Source organism: Burkholderia sp. AU27893 (assembly GCF_002223205.1).
Lineage (GTDB): Bacteria > Pseudomonadota > Gammaproteobacteria > Burkholderiales > Burkholderiaceae > Burkholderia.
On record NZ_NKFD01000001.1, the window covers coordinates 356,300 to 378,567 of the forward strand.

32 protein-coding genes are annotated in these 22,268 nt (G+C 62.5%); 29 read left to right on the top strand and 3 right to left on the bottom strand.

Going from position 1 to position 22,268, the window contains the following annotated elements; all coding sequences use genetic code 11:
• The first annotated feature begins 2 nt into the window (after positions 1-2).
• From rpsC to dsbD, 24 genes are all read left to right on the top strand, one after another.
• A complete protein-coding gene (rpsC, locus tag CFB47_RS01635; RefSeq protein WP_006482899.1) occupies positions 3-803 on the top strand; it encodes a 30S ribosomal protein S3 in 801 nt (266 codons plus the stop codon).
• A gap of 2 nt (positions 804-805) precedes the next feature.
• The gene (gene rplP / locus CFB47_RS01640) at positions 806-1,222 is read left to right on the top strand and encodes a 50S ribosomal protein L16 (RefSeq protein ID WP_006482873.1); all 417 of its coding nucleotides are present in this window, start codon (positions 806-808) and stop codon (positions 1,220-1,222) included.
• A gap of 9 nt (positions 1,223-1,231) precedes the next feature.
• Entirely contained in the window at positions 1,232-1,426 is a 195-nt protein-coding gene (rpmC, locus tag CFB47_RS01645) for a 50S ribosomal protein L29 (protein WP_006400652.1), read from the top strand.
• Complete coding sequence (gene rpsQ / locus CFB47_RS01650) at positions 1,423-1,695, top strand: 30S ribosomal protein S17 (protein WP_006477189.1); 273 nt, start codon at positions 1,423-1,425, stop codon at positions 1,693-1,695. The genes rpmC and rpsQ overlap by 4 nt, the downstream gene beginning before the upstream one ends.
• 309 nt (positions 1,696-2,004) lie before the next feature.
• Complete coding sequence (gene rplN / locus CFB47_RS01655; protein WP_006482918.1) at positions 2,005-2,373, top strand: 50S ribosomal protein L14; 369 nt, start codon at positions 2,005-2,007, stop codon at positions 2,371-2,373.
• Between the two features lie 9 nt (positions 2,374-2,382).
• A complete protein-coding gene (gene rplX / locus CFB47_RS01660) occupies positions 2,383-2,691 on the top strand; it encodes a 50S ribosomal protein L24 (RefSeq protein WP_006477187.1) in 309 nt (102 codons plus the stop codon).
• Positions 2,692-2,707: 16 nt separating this feature from the next.
• Positions 2,708-3,247, top strand: coding sequence for a 50S ribosomal protein L5 (gene rplE, locus CFB47_RS01665; RefSeq protein WP_006477186.1), 540 nt, complete (start codon positions 2,708-2,710; stop codon positions 3,245-3,247).
• A gap of 7 nt (positions 3,248-3,254) precedes the next feature.
• Positions 3,255-3,560, top strand: a complete 306-nt coding sequence (gene rpsN / locus CFB47_RS01670) for a 30S ribosomal protein S14 (RefSeq protein WP_011350676.1) — start codon at positions 3,255-3,257, stop codon at positions 3,558-3,560.
• Positions 3,561-3,574: 14 nt separating this feature from the next.
• A complete protein-coding gene (gene rpsH, locus CFB47_RS01675) occupies positions 3,575-3,970 on the top strand; it encodes a 30S ribosomal protein S8 (RefSeq protein WP_011350677.1) in 396 nt (131 codons plus the stop codon).
• Positions 3,971-3,988: 18 nt separating this feature from the next.
• Positions 3,989-4,519 (top strand): 50S ribosomal protein L6, encoded by a 531-nt coding sequence (rplF, locus tag CFB47_RS01680; RefSeq protein ID WP_006758786.1) that lies wholly within the window; start codon positions 3,989-3,991, stop codon positions 4,517-4,519.
• A 12-nt stretch (positions 4,520-4,531) separates the two neighbouring features.
• A complete protein-coding gene (rplR, locus tag CFB47_RS01685; RefSeq protein WP_006477183.1) occupies positions 4,532-4,897 on the top strand; it encodes a 50S ribosomal protein L18 in 366 nt (121 codons plus the stop codon).
• A gap of 14 nt (positions 4,898-4,911) precedes the next feature.
• Complete coding sequence (rpsE, locus tag CFB47_RS01690) at positions 4,912-5,430, top strand: 30S ribosomal protein S5 (protein WP_006482895.1); 519 nt, start codon at positions 4,912-4,914, stop codon at positions 5,428-5,430.
• A gap of 15 nt (positions 5,431-5,445) precedes the next feature.
• The gene (gene rpmD, locus CFB47_RS01695; RefSeq protein ID WP_006400644.1) at positions 5,446-5,628 is read left to right on the top strand and encodes a 50S ribosomal protein L30; all 183 of its coding nucleotides are present in this window, start codon (positions 5,446-5,448) and stop codon (positions 5,626-5,628) included.
• Between the two features lie 26 nt (positions 5,629-5,654).
• The gene (rplO, locus tag CFB47_RS01700) at positions 5,655-6,089 is read left to right on the top strand and encodes a 50S ribosomal protein L15 (RefSeq protein ID WP_006482880.1); all 435 of its coding nucleotides are present in this window, start codon (positions 5,655-5,657) and stop codon (positions 6,087-6,089) included.
• 42 nt (positions 6,090-6,131) lie between these two features.
• Positions 6,132-7,481 carry a preprotein translocase subunit SecY gene (gene secY / locus CFB47_RS01705; protein WP_006482915.1) on the top strand — a complete coding sequence of 450 codons (1,350 nt, stop codon included), beginning with the start codon at positions 6,132-6,134 and terminating at the stop codon, positions 7,479-7,481.
• 7 nt (positions 7,482-7,488) lie between these two features.
• Positions 7,489-7,707, top strand: a complete 219-nt coding sequence (gene infA, locus CFB47_RS01710; RefSeq protein ID WP_004521905.1) for a translation initiation factor IF-1 — start codon at positions 7,489-7,491, stop codon at positions 7,705-7,707.
• Positions 7,708-7,727: 20 nt separating this feature from the next.
• A complete protein-coding gene (gene rpmJ, locus CFB47_RS01715; RefSeq protein ID WP_004199844.1) occupies positions 7,728-7,844 on the top strand; it encodes a 50S ribosomal protein L36 in 117 nt (38 codons plus the stop codon).
• A gap of 38 nt (positions 7,845-7,882) precedes the next feature.
• Positions 7,883-8,248, top strand: coding sequence for a 30S ribosomal protein S13 (rpsM, locus tag CFB47_RS01720; protein ID WP_006477178.1), 366 nt, complete (start codon positions 7,883-7,885; stop codon positions 8,246-8,248).
• 28 nt (positions 8,249-8,276) lie between these two features.
• Positions 8,277-8,678 (top strand): 30S ribosomal protein S11, encoded by a 402-nt coding sequence (gene rpsK / locus CFB47_RS01725; RefSeq protein WP_004197937.1) that lies wholly within the window; start codon positions 8,277-8,279, stop codon positions 8,676-8,678.
• A gap of 154 nt (positions 8,679-8,832) precedes the next feature.
• On the top strand, positions 8,833-9,456 hold the full coding sequence (gene rpsD, locus CFB47_RS01730; RefSeq protein WP_006477177.1) for a 30S ribosomal protein S4: 624 nt from the start codon (positions 8,833-8,835) through the stop codon (positions 9,454-9,456).
• 124 nt (positions 9,457-9,580) lie between these two features.
• The gene (locus CFB47_RS01735; protein ID WP_006477176.1) at positions 9,581-10,558 is read left to right on the top strand and encodes a DNA-directed RNA polymerase subunit alpha; all 978 of its coding nucleotides are present in this window, start codon (positions 9,581-9,583) and stop codon (positions 10,556-10,558) included.
• A 138-nt stretch (positions 10,559-10,696) separates the two neighbouring features.
• Positions 10,697-11,092 (top strand): 50S ribosomal protein L17, encoded by a 396-nt coding sequence (rplQ, locus tag CFB47_RS01740; protein ID WP_006477175.1) that lies wholly within the window; start codon positions 10,697-10,699, stop codon positions 11,090-11,092.
• Positions 11,093-11,294: 202 nt separating this feature from the next.
• Positions 11,295-11,621 carry a divalent-cation tolerance protein CutA gene (gene cutA, locus CFB47_RS01745; protein WP_089455445.1) on the top strand — a complete coding sequence of 109 codons (327 nt, stop codon included), beginning with the start codon at positions 11,295-11,297 and terminating at the stop codon, positions 11,619-11,621.
• Positions 11,614-13,470 carry a protein-disulfide reductase DsbD gene (gene dsbD / locus CFB47_RS01750; protein WP_089460338.1) on the top strand — a complete coding sequence of 619 codons (1,857 nt, stop codon included), beginning with the start codon at positions 11,614-11,616 and terminating at the stop codon, positions 13,468-13,470. The genes cutA and dsbD overlap by 8 nt, the downstream gene beginning before the upstream one ends.
• A 154-nt stretch (positions 13,471-13,624) precedes the next feature.
• On the opposite strand, the gene hemB is transcribed toward dsbD, so the two are convergent.
• The gene (gene hemB / locus CFB47_RS01755) at positions 13,625-14,623 is read right to left on the bottom strand and encodes a porphobilinogen synthase (RefSeq protein WP_089460339.1); all 999 of its coding nucleotides are present in this window, start codon (positions 14,621-14,623) and stop codon (positions 13,625-13,627) included.
• A gap of 252 nt (positions 14,624-14,875) precedes the next feature.
• Positions 14,876-15,535 (bottom strand): ribosome biogenesis GTP-binding protein YihA/YsxC, encoded by a 660-nt coding sequence (gene yihA, locus CFB47_RS01760; RefSeq protein WP_089424303.1) that lies wholly within the window; start codon positions 15,533-15,535, stop codon positions 14,876-14,878.
• A gap of 214 nt (positions 15,536-15,749) precedes the next feature.
• Between yihA and CFB47_RS01765 the strand changes: the two genes are divergently transcribed.
• The 5 genes from CFB47_RS01765 to msrQ all read left to right on the top strand — a co-directional run bounded on the left by CFB47_RS01765 (position 15,750) and on the right by msrQ (position 21,883).
• A complete protein-coding gene (locus CFB47_RS01765) occupies positions 15,750-16,403 on the top strand; it encodes a cytochrome c (protein ID WP_089439042.1) in 654 nt (217 codons plus the stop codon).
• Positions 16,404-16,607: 204 nt separating this feature from the next.
• A complete protein-coding gene (locus CFB47_RS01770) occupies positions 16,608-18,824 on the top strand; it encodes a cytochrome c biogenesis protein ResB (protein ID WP_089460340.1) in 2,217 nt (738 codons plus the stop codon).
• Between the two features lie 4 nt (positions 18,825-18,828).
• Positions 18,829-20,019: a c-type cytochrome biogenesis protein CcsB gene (ccsB, locus tag CFB47_RS01775; protein WP_089460341.1), complete on the top strand. Its 1,191-nt coding sequence runs from the start codon at positions 18,829-18,831 to the stop codon at positions 20,017-20,019.
• A 158-nt stretch (positions 20,020-20,177) separates the two neighbouring features.
• Positions 20,178-21,173 (top strand): protein-methionine-sulfoxide reductase catalytic subunit MsrP, encoded by a 996-nt coding sequence (gene msrP / locus CFB47_RS01780; protein WP_089460342.1) that lies wholly within the window; start codon positions 20,178-20,180, stop codon positions 21,171-21,173.
• Between the two features lie 20 nt (positions 21,174-21,193).
• Positions 21,194-21,883 (top strand): protein-methionine-sulfoxide reductase heme-binding subunit MsrQ, encoded by a 690-nt coding sequence (msrQ, locus tag CFB47_RS01785; protein ID WP_089461327.1) that lies wholly within the window; start codon positions 21,194-21,196, stop codon positions 21,881-21,883.
• Between the two features lie 78 nt (positions 21,884-21,961).
• Here the strand turns inward: msrQ and CFB47_RS01790 are convergent, their stop codons facing one another.
• Positions 21,962-22,237, bottom strand: coding sequence for a lipoprotein (locus CFB47_RS01790; RefSeq protein ID WP_089455451.1), 276 nt, complete (start codon positions 22,235-22,237; stop codon positions 21,962-21,964).
• Between the last annotated feature and the right edge of the window lie 31 nt (positions 22,238-22,268).

Here is a 22,268-nt window from a genome sequence, read left to right on the forward strand (position 1 = left end):
CGATGGGACAGAAAATTCATCCGACTGGCTTCCGCCTGGCTGTCAGCCGCAATTGGGCTTCGCGTTGGTACGCGAACAACAACAATTTCGCGGCGATGCTGCAGGAAGACATCGGTGTTCGTGAATACCTGAAGAAGAAGCTGAAGAACGCTTCGGTCGGTCGGGTCGTCATCGAGCGTCCGGCGAAGAACGCGCGCATCACGATTTACAGCTCGCGTCCGGGTGTGGTCATCGGCAAGAAGGGCGAGGATATCGAGCAGCTGAAGACGGAACTGCAACGCCGCATGGGCGTTCCGGTTCACGTCAACATCGAAGAAATCCGCAAGCCGGAAACCGATGCTCAGCTGATCGCTGACTCGATCACGCAACAGCTCGAGCGCCGGATCATGTTCCGTCGCGCGATGAAGCGTGCGATGCAGAACGCGATGCGTCTGGGTGCCCAAGGCATCAAGATCATGAGCGCGGGCCGTCTGAACGGTATCGAAATCGCTCGTACGGAGTGGTATCGCGAAGGTCGCGTGCCCCTTCACACGCTGCGTGCTGATATCGACTACGCGACCTCGGAAGCGAAGACGACCTACGGGATCATCGGCGTCAAGGTGTGGGTTTACAAGGGCGATACGCTCGGCCGCAACGACGCACCGGTGGTGGAAGAAGTAGCCGAAGACAAGCGTCCGCGTCGCAATGCGCGTCCGGGCGACCGTCGTCCGCGCCGTGACGGCGAAGGCGGCGCTCCGGGTGCTCGTCGTGGCGCACCGCGCCGCGGCGCCGGCAAGCCCGAAGACGGCAAGACTGGAGAATAACGATGCTGCAACCGAAACGCAGAAAGTATCGTAAAGAGCAGAAGGGTCGTAACACCGGCAAGGCGACGCGCGGCAACGCAGTGTCGTTCGGTGAATTCGGCCTGAAGGCTATCGGTCGCGGTCGTCTGACCGCACGCCAGATTGAAGCGGCGCGTCGTGCAATGACGCGTCACATCAAGCGTGGCGGCCGCATCTGGATCCGGATCTTCCCGGACAAGCCGATTTCGCAGAAGCCGGCCGAAGTGCGTATGGGTAACGGTAAGGGTAACCCGGAGTACTACGTCGCCGAGATTCAGCCGGGCAAGATGCTCTATGAAATGGACGGCGTAACCGAAGAACTGGCACGCGAAGCGTTCCGTCTGGCTGCAGCCAAGCTGCCGCTGAAGACGGCGTTCATCGTGCGCCAGCTCGGCGCCTAAGGAGAAAATATGAAGGCTTCCGAACTTCTCCAGAAAGACCAGGCCGCGCTCAACAAGGAGCTGGCGGACCTGCTGAAGGCGCAATTCGGCCTGCGCATGCAACTCGCGACCCAGCAGCTCACGAACACGAGCCAGCTGAAGAAGGTTCGTCGCGACATCGCACGTGTGCGGACCGTCATGACTCAGAAGGCGAACCAGAAATGAACGATAGCGTGAAAACCTCGCTGAAGCGGACGCTGGTCGGTCGGGTCGTCAGCAACAAGATGGACAAGACCGTCACCGTGCTGATCGAGCACCGCGTCAAGCACCCGATCTACGGCAAGTATGTCGTGCGTTCGAAGAAGTACCACGCGCACGATGAAGCGAACACCTACAACGAAGGCGATCTCGTCGAAATCCAGGAAACCCGTCCTGTTTCGAAGACGAAGGCCTGGACGGTGTCGCGCCTCGTCGAAGCAGCTCGCGTCATCTAAGCGGGCAGCGCAGTAGGCAGTAACAGGCACTTCTCCGCGAAGTGCTTGAAATCGCAAAGTATTTGCTTGCGTGACCAGGATTATTTGTTATAATCCTGGTCTTCCCTCTTTATGGGAGCCCCGTCGCGGGCGAAGTTGGTGGGGGAAGCGGACTGGCGCCTGCCTGTCCGAAAGATTCACCGAATTGCGATGGCGGGTTTCGTTTGCCGTCGCTGCTGTTCCAACCCAAGCAGCCGATTGGCTGACGGGACCAAGACTGACCGAATGCATCATGGTGGTGCATCCGGATTAAGTTGGGAAAGACAAACCATGATCCAGACCGAATCTCGGCTCGAAGTAGCCGACAACACGGGTGCACGTGAAGTCCTGTGCATCAAGGTGCTCGGCGGCTCGAAGCGTCGTTATGCCGGCATTGGCGACATCATCAAGGTGAGCGTCAAAGAGGCAACGCCGCGCGGGCGCGTGAAGAAAGGCGAAATTTACAACGCCGTGGTGGTCCGCACCGCCAAGGGCGTGCGCCGTCAAGACGGCTCGCTGATCAAGTTCGACGGCAACGCCGCTGTGCTTTTGAATAACAAGCTCGAGCCGATCGGCACCCGTATTTTCGGGCCGGTCACGCGTGAGCTGCGTAGCGAACGATTCATGAAGATCGTTTCGCTGGCGCCGGAAGTGCTGTAAGGAGTCGCGATGAACAAGATTCGCAAAGGTGACGAAGTCATCGTCGTCACTGGCAAGGACAAGGGCAAGCGCGGCGTCGTGCTGGCTGTCGGTGCAGAGCATGTGACGGTTGAAGGTATCAACCTCGTCAAGAAGCATGTGAAGCCGAACCCGATGAAGGGTACGACGGGCGGCGTGGAAGCGAAGACGATGCCCCTGCATATTTCGAACGTCGCACTGGTCGACGCGAATGGCAAGGCGTCGCGTGTTGGCATCAAGGTCGAGGAAGGCAAGAAGGTTCGCTTCCTGAAGACGACCGGTGCTGTACTGAGCGCCTGACGCAGCGGAGTAAAAAATGGCTCGTTTTCAAGAGTTTTACAAAGAAAAGGTTGTGCCCGGCCTGATCGAGAAGTTCGGTTACAAGTCGGTCATGGAAGTGCCGCGCATCACCAAGATCACGCTGAACATGGGTCTTGGCGAAGCGATCGCTGACAAGAAGATCATCGAGAACGCCGTTGGCGACCTCACGAAGATCGCTGGTCAGAAGCCGGTCGTGACCAAGGCACGCAAGGCAATCGCAGGCTTCAAGATCCGCCAGGGCTACCCGATCGGCGCGATGGTGACGCTGCGTGGCCAAGCGATGTACGAATTCCTCGACCGTTTCGTGACGGTTGCCCTGCCCCGCGTGCGTGACTTCCGCGGCGTGTCGGGTCGTGCTTTCGATGGCCGTGGCAACTACAACATCGGTGTGAAAGAGCAGATCATTTTCCCCGAAATCGACTACGACAAGATCGACGCACTGCGTGGGCTGAACATCAGCATCACGACGACTGCGAAGACCGACGACGAAGCAAAGGCTCTGCTCGCCAGCTTCAAGTTCCCGTTCAGAAACTGAGGTTACCGTGGCTAAACTGGCACTGATCGAACGTGAAAAGAAGCGCGCCCGCCTGGTCGCGAAGTTCGCAGCAAAGCGCGATGCGCTGAAGGCGATCGTCGAAGACCAAAGCAAGTCGGAAGAAGAGCGCTACGAAGCACGCCTTGAGCTGCAGCAACTGCCCCGCAACGCAAACCCGACCCGCCAGCGTAACCGCTGCGCGATCACGGGCCGTCCGCGTGGCACGTTCCGTAAATTCGGCCTCGCGCGTAACAAGATTCGTGAAATCGCATTCCGTGGCGAGATTCCTGGCCTGACCAAGGCGAGCTGGTAATAGGAGAAACGTAAATGAGCATGAGTGATCCTATCGCCGATATGCTGACTCGCATCCGCAACGGGCAGATGGTCGAGAAGGTATCGGTGTCGATGCCCTCGTCGAAAGTCAAGGTTGCAATCGCGCAAGTCCTGAAAGACGAAGGCTATATCGACGATTTCGCCGTGAAGGCGGAAGGTGCGAAGTCCGAACTGAATATCGCGCTGAAGTACTACGCCGGCCGTCCGGTTATCGAACGCATCGAACGCGTATCGAAGCCTGGCCTGCGCGTGTACCGCGGCCGTAACGACATCCCGCAGGTCATGAATGGCCTCGGTGTGGCAATCGTGTCGACGCCGAAGGGCGTGATGACCGACCGCAAGGCGCGCGCTACCGGCGTCGGCGGCGAAGTCATCTGCTACGTCGCTTAAAGCCGAGGAGAGAGAAACATGTCTCGAGTAGGTAAGAGCCCGATCGCGCTGCAAGGCGCGGAAGTCAAGCTGGCCGACGGTGCGATCACCGTCAAGGGCCCGCTGGGCACCATCACGCAAGCGATCAATCCGCTCGTGAACGTGGCGAACAACGACGGCACGCTGAACCTGTCGCCGGTGGACGAAAGCCGCGAAGCAAATGCACTGTCGGGCACGATGCGCGCGATTATCGCGAATGCCGTGCACGGCGTGACCAAGGGTTTCGAGCGCAAGCTGACGCTGGTTGGCGTCGGTTATCGTGCGCAAGCGCAAGGCGACAAGCTGAACCTGTCGCTGGGTTTCTCGCACCCGGTGGTGCACCAGATGCCGGAAGGCGTCAAGGCAGAAACCCCGACGCAAACCGAAATCGTGATCAAGGGGATCAACAAGCAACAAGTCGGTCAAGTGGCTGCGGAAGTCCGCGGTTACCGTCCGCCGGAACCCTACAAGGGCAAGGGCGTGCGCTATTCCGACGAGGTTGTGATCCTCAAAGAAACGAAGAAGAAGTAAGGGTGCGCAATCATGGATAAGACTCAATCTCGCCTGCGCCGCGCTCGCCAGACGCGTATCAAGATCGCTGAGCTGCAGGTCGCGCGTCTCGCCGTGCATCGCACGAACACGCACATCTACGCTCAAGTGTTCTCGCCGTGCGGCACCAAGGTGCTCGCCAGCGCGTCGACGCTCGAAGCAGAAGTGCGCGCAGAACTGGCCGACAAGTCGGGCAAGGGCGGCAACGTCAATGCCGCGACGCTGATCGGCAAGCGTATTGCCGAAAAGGCAAAGGCTGCCGGCATCGAATCCGTCGCCTTCGACCGCTCGGGCTTCCGCTACCACGGCCGCGTCAAGGCGCTGGCTGAGGCAGCTCGCGAAGCTGGGCTCAAGTTCTAAGGAAGGAATTCGTCATGGCAAAGATGCAAGCGAAAGTTCAGGCTGACGAGCGCGACGACGGCCTTCGCGAAAAGATGATTTCGGTCAATCGCGTGACCAAGGTCGTGAAGGGTGGCCGTATTCTCGGCTTCGCCGCACTGACCGTGGTTGGCGACGGTGATGGCCGCATCGGTATGGGCAAGGGCAAGGCGAAGGAAGTGCCGGTCGCTGTCCAGAAGGCAATGGAACAAGCTCGCCGCAACATGTTCAAGGTGCCGCTCAAGAACGGCACGCTGCAACACGAAGTGCACGGCAAGCATGGCGCATCCGCTGTCCTCCTCGCTCCGGCGAAGGCAGGTACGGGCGTGATCGCCGGCGGCCCGATGCGCGCAGTGTTCGACGTGATGGGCGTTCAGAACGTTGTGGCAAAGAGCCACGGTTCGACGAACCCGTACAACCTCGTTCGCGCCACGCTGGACGGTCTGCGCAAGCAGTCCACCCCGGCAGACATCGCGGCGAAGCGCGGCAAGTCCGTCGAAGAAATTTTGGGCTAAGCCCGGGTGGTCACCATGTCTGAAAAAACTGTCAAGGTTCAGCTCGTTAAGAGCCTGATCGGGACCCGCGAATCGCACCGCGCGACCGTGCGTGGCCTGGGCCTGCGCCGACTCAACTCGGTCAGCGAGCTTCAGGACACGCCGGCGGTCCGCGGCATGATCAACAAGGTCTCGTACCTCGTTAAGGTCATCGCGTAAGCGGCCCTACGGATCAAGGAGTTGATATGGAATTGAATAACCTGAAGCCGGCAGCTGGCGCCAAGCACGCCAAGCGTCGCGTCGGCCGTGGCATCGGTTCGGGCCTCGGCAAGACGGCTGGCCGTGGTCACAAGGGTCAGAAATCGCGTTCGGGCGGCTTCCACAAAGTCGGTTTCGAAGGCGGTCAGATGCCGCTGCAACGTCGGCTGCCGAAGCGCGGCTTCACGTCGCTGACGAAGGAATTCGTCGGTGAAGTGCGCCTGGGCGACCTCGAGAAGCTGCCGGTCGATGAGATCGATCTGCTCGCACTGAAGCAAGCCGGCCTGGTCGGCGAGCTGACGAAGAGCGCAAAGATCATCGCGACCGGCGAACTGAAGCGCAAGATCGTCGTGAAGGGTCTCGGTGCCACCAAGGGTGCGCGCGCTGCGATCGAAGCGGCTGGCGGTTCGTTCGCCGAGTGACACGCGTAGCGCGTCGTCACTTGCATTCATCGGAGAAGGTACTTGGCTAACAGCCCGAGTCTTGCAAAACCCGGTCGAAGCACGGCGAAATTCGGCGATCTGCGCCGGCGAGCAATGTTCTTGCTCCTGGCGCTGATCGTCTATCGCATCGGCGCGCACATTCCCGTGCCGGGCATCGATCCGGATCAACTGGCTAAGCTGTTCCAGAGCCAGGCGGGCGGCATCCTGGGCATGTTCAACATGTTCTCGGGTGGCGCGCTTTCCCGCTTCACGATCTTTGCGCTGGGGATCATGCCGTACATCTCGGCGTCGATCATCATGCAGTTGCTGGCGATTGTCTCGCCGCAGCTCGAGGCGCTGAAGAAGGAAGGGCAGGCAGGGCAACGGAAGATCACGCAGTACACGCGGTATTTCACCGTGGTGCTCGCGACCTTCCAGGCGTTCGGTATCGCGGCTGCGCTGGAAAACCAGCCGGGCCTCGTTACTGACCCCGGCATGCTGTTCCGTCTGACGACGGTCGTGACGCTGGTTACCGGTACGATGTTCCTGATGTGGCTCGGCGAGCAGATTACCGAGCGTGGTCTGGGCAACGGTATCTCGATCATCATCTTCGGCGGGATCGCAGCAGGGTTCCCGAATGCCGTCGGTGGGTTGTTCGAGCTGGTGCGTACGGGTTCGATGAGCATCATTTCGGCGATCATCATCGTCGTCCTGATTGCCGCGGTGACTTACCTGGTCGTGTTCATCGAACGCGGTCAGCGCAAGATCCTCGTGAACTACGCGAAGCGCCAGGTCGGCAACAAGATCTACGGTGGGCAGTCGTCGCATCTGCCGCTGAAGCTGAACATGTCGGGTGTGATTCCGCCGATCTTCGCATCGTCGATCATTCTGTTCCCGGCAACGATTCTCGGCTGGTTCAGTACCGGTCAGCCGACGGGAAGCTGGATTTCCAATACGTTGCATAACGTTGCGGAAGCGCTGAAGCCGGGCCAGCCGGTCTATGTGCTGCTGTACACGCTGGCGATCGTGTTTTTCTGCTTCTTCTACACCGCACTGGTGTTCAACAGCAGGGAAACCGCAGACAACCTGAAGAAGAGTGGCGCGTTTGTTCCGGGCATCCGTCCGGGTGATCAGACCGCACGATATATCGACCGCATCCTCACGCGTCTGACGCTGGCCGGTGCGATCTACATCGTCTTCGTGTGTCTGCTGCCGGAGTTTCTGGTGCTGCGCTGGAACGTGCCGTTTTATTTTGGTGGAACGTCGCTGCTGATCATTGTCGTCGTCACGATGGACTTTATGGCGCAGGTGCAGTCGTACGTTATGTCGCAACAGTATGAGTCACTGCTCAAGAAGGCGAACTTCAAGGGCGGCAACATCCCGATGCGTTGAAAGGACTATGGCCAAAGACGATGTAATCCAGATGCAGGGTGAGGTGATTGAAAACCTCCCGAATGCGACCTTCCGCGTGAAGCTGGAAAACGGCCATGTCGTGTTGGGGCATATTTCCGGAAAGATGCGGATGCACTACATCCGCATCCTGCCGGGCGACAAGGTGACGGTTGAATTGACGCCTTACGATCTGTCTCGTGCGCGGATCGTGTTCCGGGCGAAGTGATTTGAAAAAAGGGTATTATCATGAAAGTGATGGCATCGGTTAAGCGCATTTGCCGCAATTGCAAGATCATCAAGCGCAAAGGCGTCGTTCGCGTGATCTGCAGCTCGGATCCGCGCCACAAGCAGCGCCAAGGCTGACCGCGCGTTTGTTTGCGCTTTTTGTTTGAGGAAAAACAATGGCTCGTATCGCAGGGGTTAACATCCCGAATCACCAGCACACCGAGATCGGCCTGACGGCAATCTTTGGTGTCGGCCGCACCCGTTCGCGCAGCATCTGCGTGGCAGCTGGCGTCGATTTTTCGAAGAAGGTCAAGGACTTGACCGACGCAGACTTGGAAAAGCTGCGTGAAGAAGTGGGCAAGTTTGTCGTCGAAGGCGATCTGCGCCGTGAAGTGACGATGAACATCAAGCGCCTGATGGACCTCGGTTGCTACCGTGGTGTTCGTCATCGCAAGGGCCTGCCGATGCGCGGTCAGCGTACGCGTACGAACGCACGTACTCGCAAGGGTCCGCGTCGTGCAGCGCAAGCGCTGAAGAAGTAAGCGGAACTGACAGTTACAGGAAAACGTAATGGCTAAGGCTTCGAACACCGCGGCGCAACGCGTTCGCAAGAAGGTTAAGAAGAACGTCGCTGAAGGCGTGGTTCACGTTCACGCGTCGTTCAACAACACGATCATCACGATCACCGATCGCCAAGGCAACGCACTGGCATGGGCGACGTCGGGCGGTCAGGGCTTCAAGGGCTCGCGCAAATCGACGCCGTTCGCTGCCCAGGTCGCAGCCGAGTCGGCTGGCCGCGTCGCGATGGAATACGGCGTGAAGAATCTGGAAGTGCGGATCAAGGGCCCGGGCCCGGGTCGTGAGTCGGCAGTGCGCGCACTGCACGGCCTCGGCATCAAGATCACCGCGATTTCGGACGTCACCCCGATTCCGCACAACGGCTGCCGTCCGCCGAAGCGTCGTCGTATCTAAAAGTGTGCTGGCACGTTCGTGCTAGCACATTGCCTGTCGCCGCTCAGCGTCGACGGGCGTTGCTTTTTTGATTGACTAAGCCCACCGTTCGCCCCAAAGGGCGCGAACTAGCGCGGATTCAGATCTGCGTGACTGATTGATAGAGGAATGCAAAGTGGCACGTTATATCGGCCCGAAGGCCAAGCTGTCCCGCCGTGAAGGCACCGACCTGTTCCTGAAGAGCGCACGCCGCTCGCTCGCCGACAAGTGCAAGCTCGACAGCAAGCCGGGTCAGCACGGCCGTACCTCGGGCGCACGTACGTCCGACTACGGTACGCAGCTGCGCGAAAAGCAGAAGGTCAAGCGTATCTACGGCGTGCTGGAGCGTCAGTTCCGCCGCTACTTCGCTGAAGCCGACCGCCGCAAGGGCAACACGGGTGAAAACCTGCTGCAACTGCTCGAATCGCGTCTCGACAACGTCGTGTATCGCATGGGCTTCGGCTCGACCCGCGCTGAAGCGCGTCAGCTGGTGAGCCACAAGTCGATCACCGTGAACGGCGTCGTCGCGAACGTCCCGTCGCAGCAAGTGAAGGCAGGCGACGTCGTCGCGATCCGCGAAAAGGCGAAGAAGCAGGCGCGTATCGTCGAAGCGCTGTCGCTGGCCGAGCAAGGCGGCATGCCGAGCTGGGTTGCAGTCGATGCGAAGAAGTTCGAAGGCACGTTCAAGCAAATGCCGGAACGCGCTGAAATCGCAGGCGACATCAACGAAAGCCTGATCGTCGAATTGTATTCGCGTTAATCCGATTGACGGCCGAGGTACCCCGATTGCGTTGCGCAAGGAGGGGCCTCGGCTGTTTATTTTCTGGTTGTTACCGGTCAGCCTTATCGGTGTAACGAGCCGAGGGTATTGAAAAGGAAAGCCCATGCAAACCAGTTTGCTGAAACCCAAGATCATCGCCGTGGAATCGCTGGGCGAGAACCACGCGAGGGTGGTCATGGAACCGTTCGAACGCGGTTACGGCCACACCTTGGGCAATGCGCTTCGCCGCGTGCTGCTGTCGTCGATGGTTGGCTACGCGCCGACCGAAGTGACGATCGCGGGCGTGGTGCACGAGTACTCGACGCTGGATGGCGTGCAGGAAGACGTCGTCAACCTGCTGCTGAACCTGAAGGGCGTGGTGTTCAAGCTGCATAACCGTGACGAAGTGACGGTTACGCTGCGCAAGGAAGGTGAAGGCGTTGTCACGGCCGGCGATATCGAGCTGGCTCACGACTGCGAAGTCATCAACCCGAATCACGTGATTGCACACCTGTCGAAGGGCGGCAAGCTCGACGTTCAGATCAAGATCGAAAAGGGTCGCGGCTACGTGCCCGGCAACGTTCGTCGCTACGGCGAAGACACGGCCAAGATCATCGGCCGCATCGTCCTCGACGCATCGTTCTCGCCGGTTCGCCGCGTGAGCTACGCTGTCGAAAGCGCACGTGTCGAACAGCGTACCGACCTCGACAAGCTCGTGATGAACATCGAGACGAGCGGTGTGATCACGCCGGAAGAAGCGATCCGTCAATCGGCCCGCATCCTGGTCGACCAGCTGTCCGTGTTCGCGGCGCTGGAAGGCACGGAAACGGCAGCCGAAGCGCCGTCGCGCGCACCGCAGATCGACCCGATCCTGCTGCGTCCGGTGGACGATCTCGAGCTGACGGTTCGTTCGGCGAACTGCCTGAAGGCCGAGAACATCTACTACATCGGCGACCTGATCCAGCGCACGGAAAACGAGCTGCTGAAGACGCCGAACCTCGGTCGCAAGTCGCTCAACGAGATCAAGGAAGTGCTCGCTTCGCGCGGTCTCACGCTGGGCATGAAGCTCGAAAACTGGCCGCCGGCTGGTCTCGACAAGTAAGCTCGGTTGTTGCTGTAGTTGGCAAAGATGCGGATTTTCCTTTAAAATCCGCATCTTGCTTTTTTTCGTTACCGGCCCGTGCACCCGTCGAGGTGCGATAGAAGAGCTGGATCAAAACTTTGAATCAAGGAAACTGAAATGCGCCATCGTCATGGTCTGCGGAAACTGAACCGCACGAGCAGCCACCGTCTGGCTATGCTCCGTAACATGTCCAACTCGCTGATCGAGCACGAAGTCATCAAGACGACGCTGCCGAAGGCGAAGGAACTCCGTAAAGTCGTCGAGCCGCTGATCACGCTCGGCAAGAAGCCGTCGCTGGCAAACCGTCGCCTGGCGTTCAACCGCCTGCGCGATCGTGACTCGGTGGCGAAGCTGTTCGACGTGCTCGGTCCGCGTTTCGCGAACCGTCCGGGCGGCTACCTGCGCGTGCTGAAGTTCGGCTTCCGCGTGGGCGACAACGCACCGATGGCACTGGTCGAGCTGCTCGATCGTCCGGAAGTCGACGAAACGGAAAACGTGCAAGAAGCTGAGTAAGCTTCCAGTACGCAGCAGTAACTGAAAGGGGCCGAGCAATTGCTTGGCCCTTTTTGTTTTTCCGGCGCCAGCTGCGATCGATTGTCGCAGGGCGGTGCCGGCAGTGTTGCGCGGGCTGCGCTACGATACGGGGCAGCCGGCGCGCGCCCCAGGTGGGCAATCCGCGTCGGCAGGAGCCGATAGACCAGCCAGGAGGGCGCGGATGATAGTGGTGCTGATGCTGACGACGGTGCCCGATGCCGAGACCGCCAAGGCGCTTTCAGACGGTGCGCTCGATGCGCGGCTTGCCGCGTGCGTGTCGGAGCTCGGCGCGATCACGTCGCGCTATCACTGGCAGGGCAAGGTCGAAACGGCCGACGAGATCCAGTTGCTGTTCAAGACGAGCCCCGTGCGGGCGCTCGAACTGGAGCGATTTATTCTCGCGCATCATCCTTACGAGACGCCCGAAATCGTCTCGTGGCAGACGACGGCATCGGCCGCGTACGGCCAGTGGGTGACCAGCGAAACTCAACGTCTATTTCATGTTTAACGGTATGGCGCTTCCCGTGCGCGTGCGCGCGCTGCGATTCCTCGCAGTCCTGTTGTCGTTCATGCTCGTGCTGGGCGGCCTGTCGGTCGCGCGCGCGGCCGACGATTTCCTCGATCCGTCGGTTGCGTTCAAGTTCAGTGCGAGCGAATCGCCGGGACAGGTGGACGTTCGCTTCAAGGTCGCCAACGGCTATTACCTGTACCGCGAGCGGTTCGCGTTCGCGGTGAAGAGCGGGCAGGCGACGCTCGGCGATCCGCAATTCCCGGCCGGCCACGTGAAGTTCGACCAGACGTTCCAGAAGGACGTCGAGACCTACCGTGACGAAGTCGTCGTGCACGTGCCCGTCAAGCAGGCATCGGGCCCGTTCGAGCTCGCGGTGACGTCGCAGGGGTGCGCGGACGAGGGCATCTGCTATCCGCCGGCCGAGCACGTCGTGAAGGTCGACGGCGCCGCGCTGGGTGCCGCGTCGTCGTCACCGTCGCCCGGCGTTGCGGTTGCCGAGGGCAGCTGGTTCGACAAGGTCACGAGCGCCGATTTTGCGCAGTCGCTGCTCGAAGGGCATGGCTTCTTCACGATCGTCGCACTGTATTTCGTCGCGGGCGTCGTGTTGAGCCTCCTGCCGTGTTCGTATCCGATGATTCCGATCGTGTCGGCGATCATCATCGGCCAGGGCACGCGCGCGACGCATGCGCGCGGCTTCGCGCTGTCGCTGACCTATGTGGTCGGCATGGCGCTGGTCTACACGGTGCTCGGCATTGCCGCGGCGCTGGTGGGCCAGAGCCTCGGCGCGTGGTTGCAGAACCCGTGGGTGCTCGGCGCGTTCGGCTTGCTGTTGACTGCGTTTGCCGTCTCGTTGATCTCGGGCAAGGACATCGCGCTGCCCGCGCGCTGGCAGAACGGCGCGGCCGAGGCATCGAGCGCGCGTCAGGGCGGCCATTTCATCGCGGTCGCGGCGATGGGCGCGCTGTCCGCGCTGGTCGTCGGCGCATGCATGACGGCGCCGCTGTTCGCGGTGCTCGCCTTCATCGCGCACACGGGCAATGCGCTGCTCGGCGGCGCTGCATTGTTCGCGATGGGGCTGGGGCTGGGCGTGCCGCTGCTGGTCGTCGGCGTCGGGGCCGGGACGGTACTGCCGCGCGCCGGCGCATGGATGGATGGCGTGAAGGTGTTCTTCGGCATCGTGCTGCTCGCAGCCGCGCTGTGGATCGTGTGGCCCGTGCTGGCGGGTGGCCTGAAGATGGTGCTCGCTGCGTTGTGGCTGCTGATCGCGGCCGCGGCGCTCGGGTTGTTCACGCCGAATGCCGGCGCCACGTCGATCTGGCGTCGCCTTGGCCGTGGCTTGGGCGCTGCGCTCGCGATCTGGGCGGCCACGCTGCTTGTCGGCCTGGCTGCGGGATCGACCGATCCGGTCAAGCCGCTGGCGGTGCTGGCGGCACGCACGGTTGCGTCGGGCGGTACGGCGGCAGCAGGCGCGGCCGCTGCTCAGGAAGGGCCCGCGTTCGCATCGGTGCGCTCGAGCGGCGAACTCGACACGCTGCTGAAGACGGCGAGCCAGCCCGTGATGCTCGACTTCTACGCCGACTGGTGCGTGAGCTGCAAGGAGATGGAGCATCTGACGTTTACCGACCCGCGCGTGCAGGCGCGGCTCGCGCAACTTCACCTCGTGCGCGCGGACGTCACCGCGAACAACCCGGATGACCAGGCGCTGCTGAAGCGCTTCAACCTGTTCGGCCCGCCAGGCATCATCTTCTTCGATCGAAGCGGCAACGAGATCGGGCGCGTGGTCGGCTATCAGGCGGCCGAAACGTTCCTGCGCAGCCTCGACCGGGCTGCGGTCCCGACGGTATGACCATACGTGTCGCGGGCGCGCGGGTGGCGAACCGGCCCGCTTGCGTGGCATGAATTGACGATCGACAACGCATACGGCCGCGATCGACAGCAAACAAAAAACGGCGGGACACCGAAGTGTCCCGCCGTTTTTCTTTCCACCTGCCGGCAGGCGCTTAGCGCTGTGCTTTCAGCAGACGCGCGGCGTCGAGTGCGAAGTACGTGAGCACGCCGTCGGCGCCCGCACGCTTGAACGCGAGCAGCGATTCCAGCACGACCTTGTCGTGATCGAGCCAGCCATTCATCGCGGCGGCCTTCAGCATCGCGTATTCACCGCTCACCTGGTACACGTAGGTCGGGAAGCGGAACTCGTCCTTCACGCGGCGCACGATGTCGAGGTACGGCATGCCGGGCTTGACCATCACCATGTCGGCGCCTTCGTCGATGTCCAGGCGCACTTCGCGCAGCGCTTCGTCGCTGTTCGCCGGATCCATCTGGTAGGTCATCTTGTTGCCCTTGCCCAGATTGGACGCCGAGCCGACCGCGTCGCGGAACGGGCCGTAGAACGCCGACGCGAACTTGGCCGAATAGGCCATGATCCGCGTGTGGATATGGCCGTCGCTTTCGAGCATTTCGCGGATCGCGCCGATGCGGCCGTCCATCATGTCCGACGGGGCGACGATGTCGACGCCGGCTTCCGCCTGCGCGCGCGCCTGGTCGATCAGGATCTCGATCGTGTCGTCGTTGATCACGTAGCCGTTTTCGTCGAGCACGCCGTCCTGGCCGTGGCTCGTGTACGGATCGAGTGCGACGTCGGTCAGCACGCCGAGTTCGGGGAAGCGCTTCTTCAGCTCGTGCACCGCGCGCGGGATCAGGCCTTCCGGATTGGCTGCCTCGCGGCCGTCAGGCGTTTTCACCGACGGCTCGATCGCCGGGAACAGCGACAGCACGGGCACGCCGAGTTCGACGCACTGCTCGGCGACCTGCATCAGCAGATCGACGGACACGCGTTCGACGCCGGGCATCGACGGCACCGGCTGCCGTTCATGGGTGCCTTCGACGACGAACACCGGATAGATCAGGTCGTCGGTGGTCAGGCGGTTTTCGCGCATCAGGCGCCGGGAGAAGTCGTCGCGGCGCATCCGGCGCGGACGATGAAGCGGATGGAAGCTCATGGCGATTGGGTAGAAATCAGGGCAGTAAGACCTTACGGAACCCTTAGGTCATTTTCGGGAGCGTTGGTATATGATAGCGATCGAGCGGCACGCGTCGCGTGCAGCTCCCCGCTTCTCCTCCCTGAGCGGGTGCCTGTCGTTTTTCGATTAGGCTGTTTGACCCGCCGTTCAACGGCGGGTTTTTTTATGAGCCGGCCGAAATCGCAGGCGCCGTCAGGTGCGCGCCGCCGATCCCGGCCGCGCGTTGCCCGATCATTGTGCTACAGGCTCGCTTTTTTCGTCGGCGACGGACGGCCGCACCCAGCTTTCGATCAATTCGTGCGCCTCGTCGAGCCCGACGCGCTTCATCGCCGAGAACAGCTGGACCGTCAGCTTGCCCTGGACGCCCTGGTCACGATACGCATCGAGCCCCTTTTGCGTGGTCCGCAGCGCGTTGATGCTTTCCTGCCGCGTCAATTTGTCGCACTTCGTCAGCAGCGTGTGGATCGGCTTGCCGGTCGGCACGAACCACTCGATCATGCGGCGGTCGAGATCGGTCAGCGGACGGCGCGAATCCATCATCAGGATCAGGCCGCAGAGCTGCGAGCGGGTCGCGAGGTAGGACGACAGCAGCATTTCCCAATGCGCCTTGGCGGCGCCGGGCACTTCCGCGTAGCCGTAGCCGGGCAGGTCGACGAGATTCGCGACGGGCTCGGCGGCCGGACCGACGGAGAAGTAGTTGATATGCTGCGTGCGGCCGGGCGTCTTCGACGCGAAGGCGAGCCGCTTCTGGTTGCACAGCACGTTGATGGCCGTCGACTTGCCGGCATTCGAGCGGCCCGCGAACGCGATTTCCGGCTGGACCGTCGGCGGCAGGTCGCGCAGATGGTTGACGGTCGTGTAGAAGCGGGCTTGATGGAGCAGAAAGGCCATGGGAACCGGAAGGACGGGCGGCGCGAGCCGCTTGGTGGAGGCGGGGTAGCCCCGATAGGCGCCGGAGCTTTCAACACGATATTGTACAATACGGCGGTTTTACCGAAGGCTACCGGGCGCCTGCCTCGCGCTTTTATGTAGCTTCTGCGGTAGACTGAACGCTGTCGTTTTTTGCAGAACCTCAAATTCCCACAAGACGAAACAGGGTGTGCGAATGAATCGACTGTGCAAGTCTCTGATGGTGCTTCAGGTTGCAGCAGGGTTCGTAGGTTTCGTAGCGGAGGCAAACGCGGCGGATGCGGCAAAGCCGGATCTCGACCGTGGCAAGGCGATTGCCGGGCAGGTCTGCGCGTCGTGTCACGGCGCCGACGGCAATAGCGCGTCGGGCAGTTTCCCGAAGCTTGCCGGCCAGCATCCCGAATATCTGGTCAAGCAGTTGAACGACTTCAAGACGCAGCCGGGCGCGAAGGGGCCGATGCGCACCAACGCGGTGATGGTCGGATTCGCGAGCGCGCTGAGCGCGGACGACATGCGCAACGTCGCCGCGTACTACGGGGCGCAGACGACGAAGCTCGGCACCGCGCGCGATGCGGCAACCGTGCCGATCGGCCAGAAGATCTATCGCGGCGGCATCGCGGAGAAGGGCGTACCCGCCTGCGCGAGCTGCCACGGGCCGACAGGGCAAGGGATCCCGGTCCAGTATCCGCGTCTGTCGGGGCAATGGGCCGATTACACGGTCGCGCAGTTGACCGCGTTCCAGCAGGGTGCCGGCGCGCGCAACAACAACGAGGCGATGCATCAGATCGCCACGCGGCTGTCGGACAACGAGATCAAGGCCGTCGCGGATTACATCGCGGGCCTGCGTTGAGCGGTCAGCCGCCAACGGAATGACCGGGCGCCGGAAGGGCGGCCGGAGTCAGAACAAGAAAAGGGTGGGGCGCCGCGTCGTTGCGGTTGCCTCGCCCTTCTTTTTTGTCAGCGCGCGCCGGCCGTCACGAGCGTGCTGGCCGCCCCTTCGGGGGCAATGATCAAAGTGAGCGTTGGGGGCTGTTTCCCCTGAGTCGGAGTTTGAATGAGCGTTACCACGTCGGGGTTGCAGTCGAAGTCAGGTCAGGGCGCGTCCAAGCGCGCGGTCGAGCTGCTGAGCTCGATGCGCTTCGCGATTGCGCTGCTGGTGGTGCTGTCGATTGCGAGCATCATCGGCACGGTCCTGACCCAGGACGATCCGTATCCGAACTATGTGAACCAGTTCGGGCCGTTCTGGGCGGACATCTTCCGCTCGCTCGGCCTGTACAACGTGTACAGCGCGTGGTGGTTCATGCTGATCCTGATCTTCCTCGTCGCGTCGATCTCGCTGTGCGTGATCCGCAACGCGCCGAAGATGCTCGCCGATGCGAAGAGCTGGAAGGACAAGGTTCGCGAAGGCAGCCTGCGGGCCTTCCACCACAAGGCCGAGTACACGACGTCCGGCACGCGCGCGACGGTCACTGCGACGCTCGCGACGTTCGTCACCAAGGCCGGCTACAAGCACATCGTGCGTGAGAACGACGGTGCGACGCTGATCTCCGCGAAGCGCGGTGCGATGACCAAGTGGGGCTACATCTCCGCGCACCTCGCGATCGTCGTGATCTGTATCGGCGGCCTGCTCGACAGCAACCTGCCGATCAAATTCCAGATGTGGATGTTCGGCAAGAGCCCGGTCAACACGAGCGCGACGATCAGCGAGATCTCGCCCGACCATCGCCTGTCCGCGTCGAACCCGACGTTCCGCGGCTACGCGTGGGTGCCCGAGGGGCAGTTCGTGTCGACCGCGATCCTGAACCAGCCGAGCGGCTCGCTGATCCAGGACCTGCCGTTTTCGATCCAGCTCAACAAGTTCATCGTCGACTACTACACGACGGGCATGCCGAAGCTGTTCGCGAGCGACATCGTCGTGATCGATCGCGAGACCGGCCAGAAGATCCCGGCGCGCGTCGAGGTCAACAAGCCGTTCACGTACAAGGGTGTGTCGATCTACCAGTCGAGCTTCCAGGACGGCGGCTCGCAGATGCAGATGACGGCCTACCCGATGACCGGCGGCAACGCGAAAACCTTCCCCGTGAAGGGGACGATCGGCAGTTCGGCGCCGCTGCAGATGCCGGGCAACGACGGCGACACGATCGAGTTCTCCGATTTCCGTGCGATCAACGTCGAGAACATGGCCGACGCGAACGGCAAGCCGGACGTGCGCGGTGTCGCGACGACCAGCTCGCTGAAGGAAGCGTTCGACGAACGCCTCGGCTCCGGCGCGAAGACGTCGAAGCCGACGCAGCTCCACAACATCGGCCCGTCCGTGCAGTACAAGATCCGCGGCAAGGACGGTCAGGCGCGCGAATTCAACAACTACATGCTGCCCGTCGACATGAACGGCGAGCGCGTGTTCCTCGCCGGCGTGCGTGCGAGCCCGAACGACCCGTTCCGCTACATGCGGATCCCGGCCGACAGCCAGGATTCGATCGGCGAATGGATGCACCTGCGTGCCGCGCTCGAGGATCCGTCCGCGCGCGCCGAGGCCGCTGCGCGCTTCGCGCAGCGTTCGCTGCCGGGCATGGACGCATCGCTGCGCAGCCGCCTGCAGGACAGCGCGCTGAAGGTGCTGACCCTTTTTGCGGCGGGCGACGACAGCATCGGGCGTGGCGCCGATGGCCAGCCGATCGGCGGCTTCCAGGCGGTGGCGACGTTCATCGACCGCTCGGTGCCGAAGGCCGAGCAGGAGAAGGCCGCAAGCCTGCTGCTGCGCATGCTCGAGGGCTCGATGTGGGAGGTCTGGCAGATCGCGCGGGAGCGTGCGGGCGAGCCGGCGGCGCAGCAGGGCACCGACACGATCCGCTTCGTGCAGAACGCGATCAATGCGCTATCTGACAGCTTTTTGTATGGATCGCCGGTCTATTTGCAGCTTGACTCATTCAAGCAGGTGCAAGCTTCGGTATTTCAGTTGACGCGCGCACCCGGCAAGAATCTGGTGTATCTTGGCAGCCTGCTGCTGGTCGCCGGCATCTTCTCGATGTTCTACGTGCGCGAGCGGCGCCTCTGGTTCTGGTTGAAGGACGCCGGTTCGGGCGTCGATGTGGTGATGGCAATGTCCACGGCCCGCAAGACCTTCGATTTCGAGAAAGAGTTCGTGCAGACGCGCGACGCGGCGGGTGCCGCGTTGCACGCCGCACCTCGCGACGCCGCGCCGGCCGGTGCGGCATCGACGGCCCGTCCGCCTGCCGGCGACGGTTCCGATTCCGAGAATTCCACCCGGTAACATCATGGATCTCACGCAAGTCTCCTCTTCCCATCGGGCGTCGGCCCAGGCTCCGGTGACGGCGCCGCTGTTCGACGACCGTCCGTTCCTCGCGCGCCTGTCGTTGCTCGACTGGCTGTTCGCACTGGCGCTCGTGGTGGGCGCGGGCTATGCGCTCGTGCACTACAACGCGCACATGGATTATTACGACAAGGCGGTGATGATCGGCACCGTGCCGGCGCTCATCGCGCTCGGCTGGCGCTGGAAGCCCGCGCGACTGATGATGGCGTCGATCGCCGTGCTGGCGCTGCTGTCGATCCAGATCTACCAGGGCGATCTCGCGCGCGCCGATTCGGCGTTCTTCCTCAAATACTTCCTGTCGAGCCAGTCGGCGATCCTGTGGATGAGCGCGCTGTTCGTGCTCGCGACGATCTTCTACTGGATCGGCTTGCTCGCGCGCTCGGAGTCGGGCTCCGCGATCGGCCAGAAGCTTACGTGGGTCGCCGTGCTGATGGGCTTCACCGGCCTGATGGTGCGCTGGTACGAGTCCTACCTGATCGGTTCGGACGTCGGGCACATTCCGGTATCGAACCTGTATGAAGTGTTCGTGCTGTTCAGCCTGATCACCGCGCTGCTCTATCTGTATTACGAAGGCCACTACGGCACGCGCGCGCTCGGCGCGTTCGTGCTGCTGGTGATCAGCGCGGCCGTGGGCTTCCTGATGTGGTACTCGGTCGCGCGTGACGCGCAGCAGATCCAGCCGCTCGTGCCGGCGCTGCAAAGCTGGTGGATGAAGATCCACGTGCCGGCGAACTTCATCGGCTACGGCAGCTTCGCGCTGTCGGCGATGGTGTCGGTCGCGTACCTGATGAAGGAGCGCGGCGTGCTCGCCGATCGCCTGCCGACGCTCGACGTGCTTCACGACGTGATGTACAAGTCGATCGCGGTCGGTTTCGCGTTCTTCACGATCGCGACGATCCTCGGCGCGCTGTGGGCCGCCGAAGCATGGGGCGGCTACTGGAGCTGGGACCCGAAGGAAACCTGGGCGCTGATCGTTTGGCTCAACTACGCGGCGTGGCTGCACATGCGCCTGATGAAGGGCCTGCGCGGCACGGTGGCCGCATGGTGGGCGCTGACGGGCCTGCTCGTGACGACCTTCGCGTTCCTCGGCGTCAACATGTTCCTGTCCGGGCTGCACAGCTACGGCAAGCTGTAAGATTTCCGCTGCTCGTCCGACTATGAGACCGCCGGTGCACTGCGTGCCCGGCGGTTTTCTTTTGTAACGGGCGGGCGGTCCGGGCGTCGAACGGCGCAAGACGGGCCGGGTCGAACGCTCATGAAACTGCGCGCGGCGCAGGCAGGAGGAGCAGCACGATGTGGATCAAACGCCCTTTGCGGAACGTACTGACCGGCGGCGATATTGCGCCCGACGAAATCACGCCGCGTGCGGTGTTCGAGAACCGGCGGCGCGTATTGCAGGCGGCTGGCCTCGCGGCGGCGGGCGGGTTGCTCGGCGGCAGCGGCGCAGCATTGGCCGCCCATGCGTCGCCCGATGCGCGGGCCGCGAAGCTTGCGGCGAAGACGAATGCGAAGTTCGTCGCGGCCGACAAGGTGACGCCGTTCAAGGACATCACCAGCTACAACAACTTCTACGAATTCGGCACGGACAAGAGCGACCCCGCGCAGAACGCGGGCACGCTGCGGCCGCGCCCATGGCGGGTGAGCGTCGAGGGCGAGGTGCTGCATCCGAAGGTATTCGATCTCGACGAACTGCTGAAGCTCGCGCCGCTCGAGGAGCGCGTGTACCGGCTGCGCTGCGTCGAGGGCTGGTCGATGGTGATCCCGTGGATCGGCGTGCCGCTGTCCGAGCTGATCAAGCGCGTGCAGCCGACCGGCAACGCGAAATACGTGCAGTTCGTCACGCTGGCCGATCCGTCGCAGATGCCCGGCCTCTCGGCGCCCGTGCTCGACTGGCCGTACTCGGAAGGACTGCGGATGGACGAGGCGATGAATCCGCTGACGCTGCTGACGATGGGCGTCTACGGGCAGGTGCTGCCGAACCAGAACGGCGCGCCGGTGCGGATCGTCGTGCCGTGGAAGTACGGCTTCAAGAGCGCGAAGTCGCTCGTGAAGATCCGCTTCGTCGACAAGCAGCCGAAGACGAGCTGGAACACGTACGCGTCGAACGAGTACGGCTTTTATTCGAACGTGAACCCGAACGTCGATCATCCGCGCTGGAGCCAGGCGACCGAGCGGCGCATCGGCGAGGACGGCTTTTTCACGCCGAAGCGCAAGACGCTGATGTTCAACGGCTACGGCGACCTGGTCGCGTCGATGTATCAGGGCATGGACCTGAAGAAGAATTTCTGAGGGCGATGGTGAGAAACGACATGCCCCCTTCGACGCTGACGGCCGCGCCCACGGCCGGCGCCGACCAAGGTGCCGCACGGGCCGCCCGGGCGGGTGCGGTCCGTCCCGCCGCGCCGCGCTGGCTCGCACCGGCCAAGGTACTGGTTTTCGCGGCCGGCCTTTATCCGCTCGCGCGCCTCGTGCTGTTCGGGCTGACCGACCGGCTCGGCGCGAATCCGATCGAGTTCATCACGCGCTCGACCGGGCTCTGGACGCTCGTGATCCTGTGCATCACGCTCGCCGTCACGCCGCTTCGGCGCATGACGGGGTTCGCCACGCTGCTGCGCTTTCGGCGGATGATCGGGCTGTTCGCGTTCTTCTACGCGACGCTGCACTTCACGACCTACCTGTGGTTCGACAAGTGGTTCGACGTCGTCGCGATCCTGAAGGACGTCGGCAAGCGCCCGTTCATCACGGTCGGTTTTGCCGCGTTCGTGCTGCTGATTCCGCTCGCGGCCACGTCGCCGCGCGCGATGGTGCGCCGCCTGGGCCGCCACTGGGCGACGCTGCACAGCGCGATCTATGCGATCGCACTGTTCGCCGTGCTGCACTTCTGGTGGATGCGAGCCGGCAAGCACAATCTGGCGCAGCCGAAGCTGTATGCGGGAATCGTCGCCGTGCTGCTCGGCTGGCGGCTCATCGCATGGGGATGGCGGCGCGTGCGCGCGTGACGGCGCAGCCTGAAAAAACAAAAGGCGATGACCGGGAAGTCATCGCCTTGTTTCGTGAGCCGTGCAGGTAGCGCGTCGTTACTTCGCGGCCGGGCTCGACGCCGGTGCAGGCATCGACGATGCGCTGCTCGACAGTTCGGGTGACAGCGTGAGCGGCGTGCCGGACGAATCGGGCACACTGTCGGACGACGCGTTTTCATCGGTCGGCTTCACGTCCGACGGCGGTGTGTCCTGCTGCTGGAGTGGCTTGGGCATCGGAGGCACGGTGGGCAGATAGAGCGCGCCGCTTTGACCGCAGCCGGCAAGAATCGCCAAAGCCGCTACAATCGCGCTCATCCGGAAAACGACTCGCATGATCGTCCCTGAACAATTGAACCGATAGAGT

Bases quoted from the DNA above. Each gene is read 5' to 3' on its own strand.
- CFB47_RS01770 (WP_089460340.1), top strand. From the start codon at position 16,608: ATGAGCGTTACCACGTCGGGGTTGCAGTCGAAGTCAGGTCAGGGCGCG.
- rplR (WP_006477183.1), top strand. From the start codon at position 4,532: ATGGATAAGACTCAATCTCGCCTGCGCCGCGCTCGCCAGACGCGTATC.
- rplP (WP_006482873.1), top strand. From the start codon at position 806: ATGCTGCAACCGAAACGCAGAAAGTATCGTAAAGAGCAGAAGGGTCGT.
- CFB47_RS01790 (WP_089455451.1), bottom strand. From the start codon at position 22,237: ATGCGAGTCGTTTTCCGGATGAGCGCGATTGTAGCGGCTTTGGCGATT.
- CFB47_RS01765 (WP_089439042.1), top strand. From the start codon at position 15,750: ATGAATCGACTGTGCAAGTCTCTGATGGTGCTTCAGGTTGCAGCAGGG.
- cutA (WP_089455445.1), top strand. From the start codon at position 11,295: ATGATAGTGGTGCTGATGCTGACGACGGTGCCCGATGCCGAGACCGCC.
- rplE (WP_006477186.1), top strand. From the start codon at position 2,708: ATGGCTCGTTTTCAAGAGTTTTACAAAGAAAAGGTTGTGCCCGGCCTG.
- rplX (WP_006477187.1), top strand. From the start codon at position 2,383: ATGAACAAGATTCGCAAAGGTGACGAAGTCATCGTCGTCACTGGCAAG.
- rplO (WP_006482880.1), top strand. From the start codon at position 5,655: ATGGAATTGAATAACCTGAAGCCGGCAGCTGGCGCCAAGCACGCCAAG.
- msrQ (WP_089461327.1), top strand. From the start codon at position 21,194: ATGCCCCCTTCGACGCTGACGGCCGCGCCCACGGCCGGCGCCGACCAA.
- infA (WP_004521905.1), top strand. From the start codon at position 7,489: ATGGCCAAAGACGATGTAATCCAGATGCAGGGTGAGGTGATTGAAAAC.
- rplN (WP_006482918.1), top strand. From the start codon at position 2,005: ATGATCCAGACCGAATCTCGGCTCGAAGTAGCCGACAACACGGGTGCA.
- rpsQ (WP_006477189.1), top strand. From the start codon at position 1,423: ATGAACGATAGCGTGAAAACCTCGCTGAAGCGGACGCTGGTCGGTCGG.
- CFB47_RS01735 (WP_006477176.1), top strand. From the start codon at position 9,581: ATGCAAACCAGTTTGCTGAAACCCAAGATCATCGCCGTGGAATCGCTG.
- rpsH (WP_011350677.1), top strand. From the start codon at position 3,575: ATGAGCATGAGTGATCCTATCGCCGATATGCTGACTCGCATCCGCAAC.
- rplF (WP_006758786.1), top strand. From the start codon at position 3,989: ATGTCTCGAGTAGGTAAGAGCCCGATCGCGCTGCAAGGCGCGGAAGTC.
- ccsB (WP_089460341.1), top strand. From the start codon at position 18,829: ATGGATCTCACGCAAGTCTCCTCTTCCCATCGGGCGTCGGCCCAGGCT.
- rpsE (WP_006482895.1), top strand. From the start codon at position 4,912: ATGGCAAAGATGCAAGCGAAAGTTCAGGCTGACGAGCGCGACGACGGC.
- rpmJ (WP_004199844.1), top strand. From the start codon at position 7,728: ATGAAAGTGATGGCATCGGTTAAGCGCATTTGCCGCAATTGCAAGATC.
- rpmD (WP_006400644.1), top strand. From the start codon at position 5,446: ATGTCTGAAAAAACTGTCAAGGTTCAGCTCGTTAAGAGCCTGATCGGG.
- msrP (WP_089460342.1), top strand. From the start codon at position 20,178: ATGTGGATCAAACGCCCTTTGCGGAACGTACTGACCGGCGGCGATATT.
- rpmC (WP_006400652.1), top strand. From the start codon at position 1,232: ATGAAGGCTTCCGAACTTCTCCAGAAAGACCAGGCCGCGCTCAACAAG.
- hemB (WP_089460339.1), bottom strand. From the start codon at position 14,623: ATGAGCTTCCATCCGCTTCATCGTCCGCGCCGGATGCGCCGCGACGAC.
- rpsC (WP_006482899.1), top strand. From the start codon at position 3: ATGGGACAGAAAATTCATCCGACTGGCTTCCGCCTGGCTGTCAGCCGC.
- dsbD (WP_089460338.1), top strand. From the start codon at position 11,614: ATGTTTAACGGTATGGCGCTTCCCGTGCGCGTGCGCGCGCTGCGATTC.
- rplQ (WP_006477175.1), top strand. From the start codon at position 10,697: ATGCGCCATCGTCATGGTCTGCGGAAACTGAACCGCACGAGCAGCCAC.
- rpsK (WP_004197937.1), top strand. From the start codon at position 8,277: ATGGCTAAGGCTTCGAACACCGCGGCGCAACGCGTTCGCAAGAAGGTT.
- yihA (WP_089424303.1), bottom strand. From the start codon at position 15,535: ATGGCCTTTCTGCTCCATCAAGCCCGCTTCTACACGACCGTCAACCAT.
- rpsM (WP_006477178.1), top strand. From the start codon at position 7,883: ATGGCTCGTATCGCAGGGGTTAACATCCCGAATCACCAGCACACCGAG.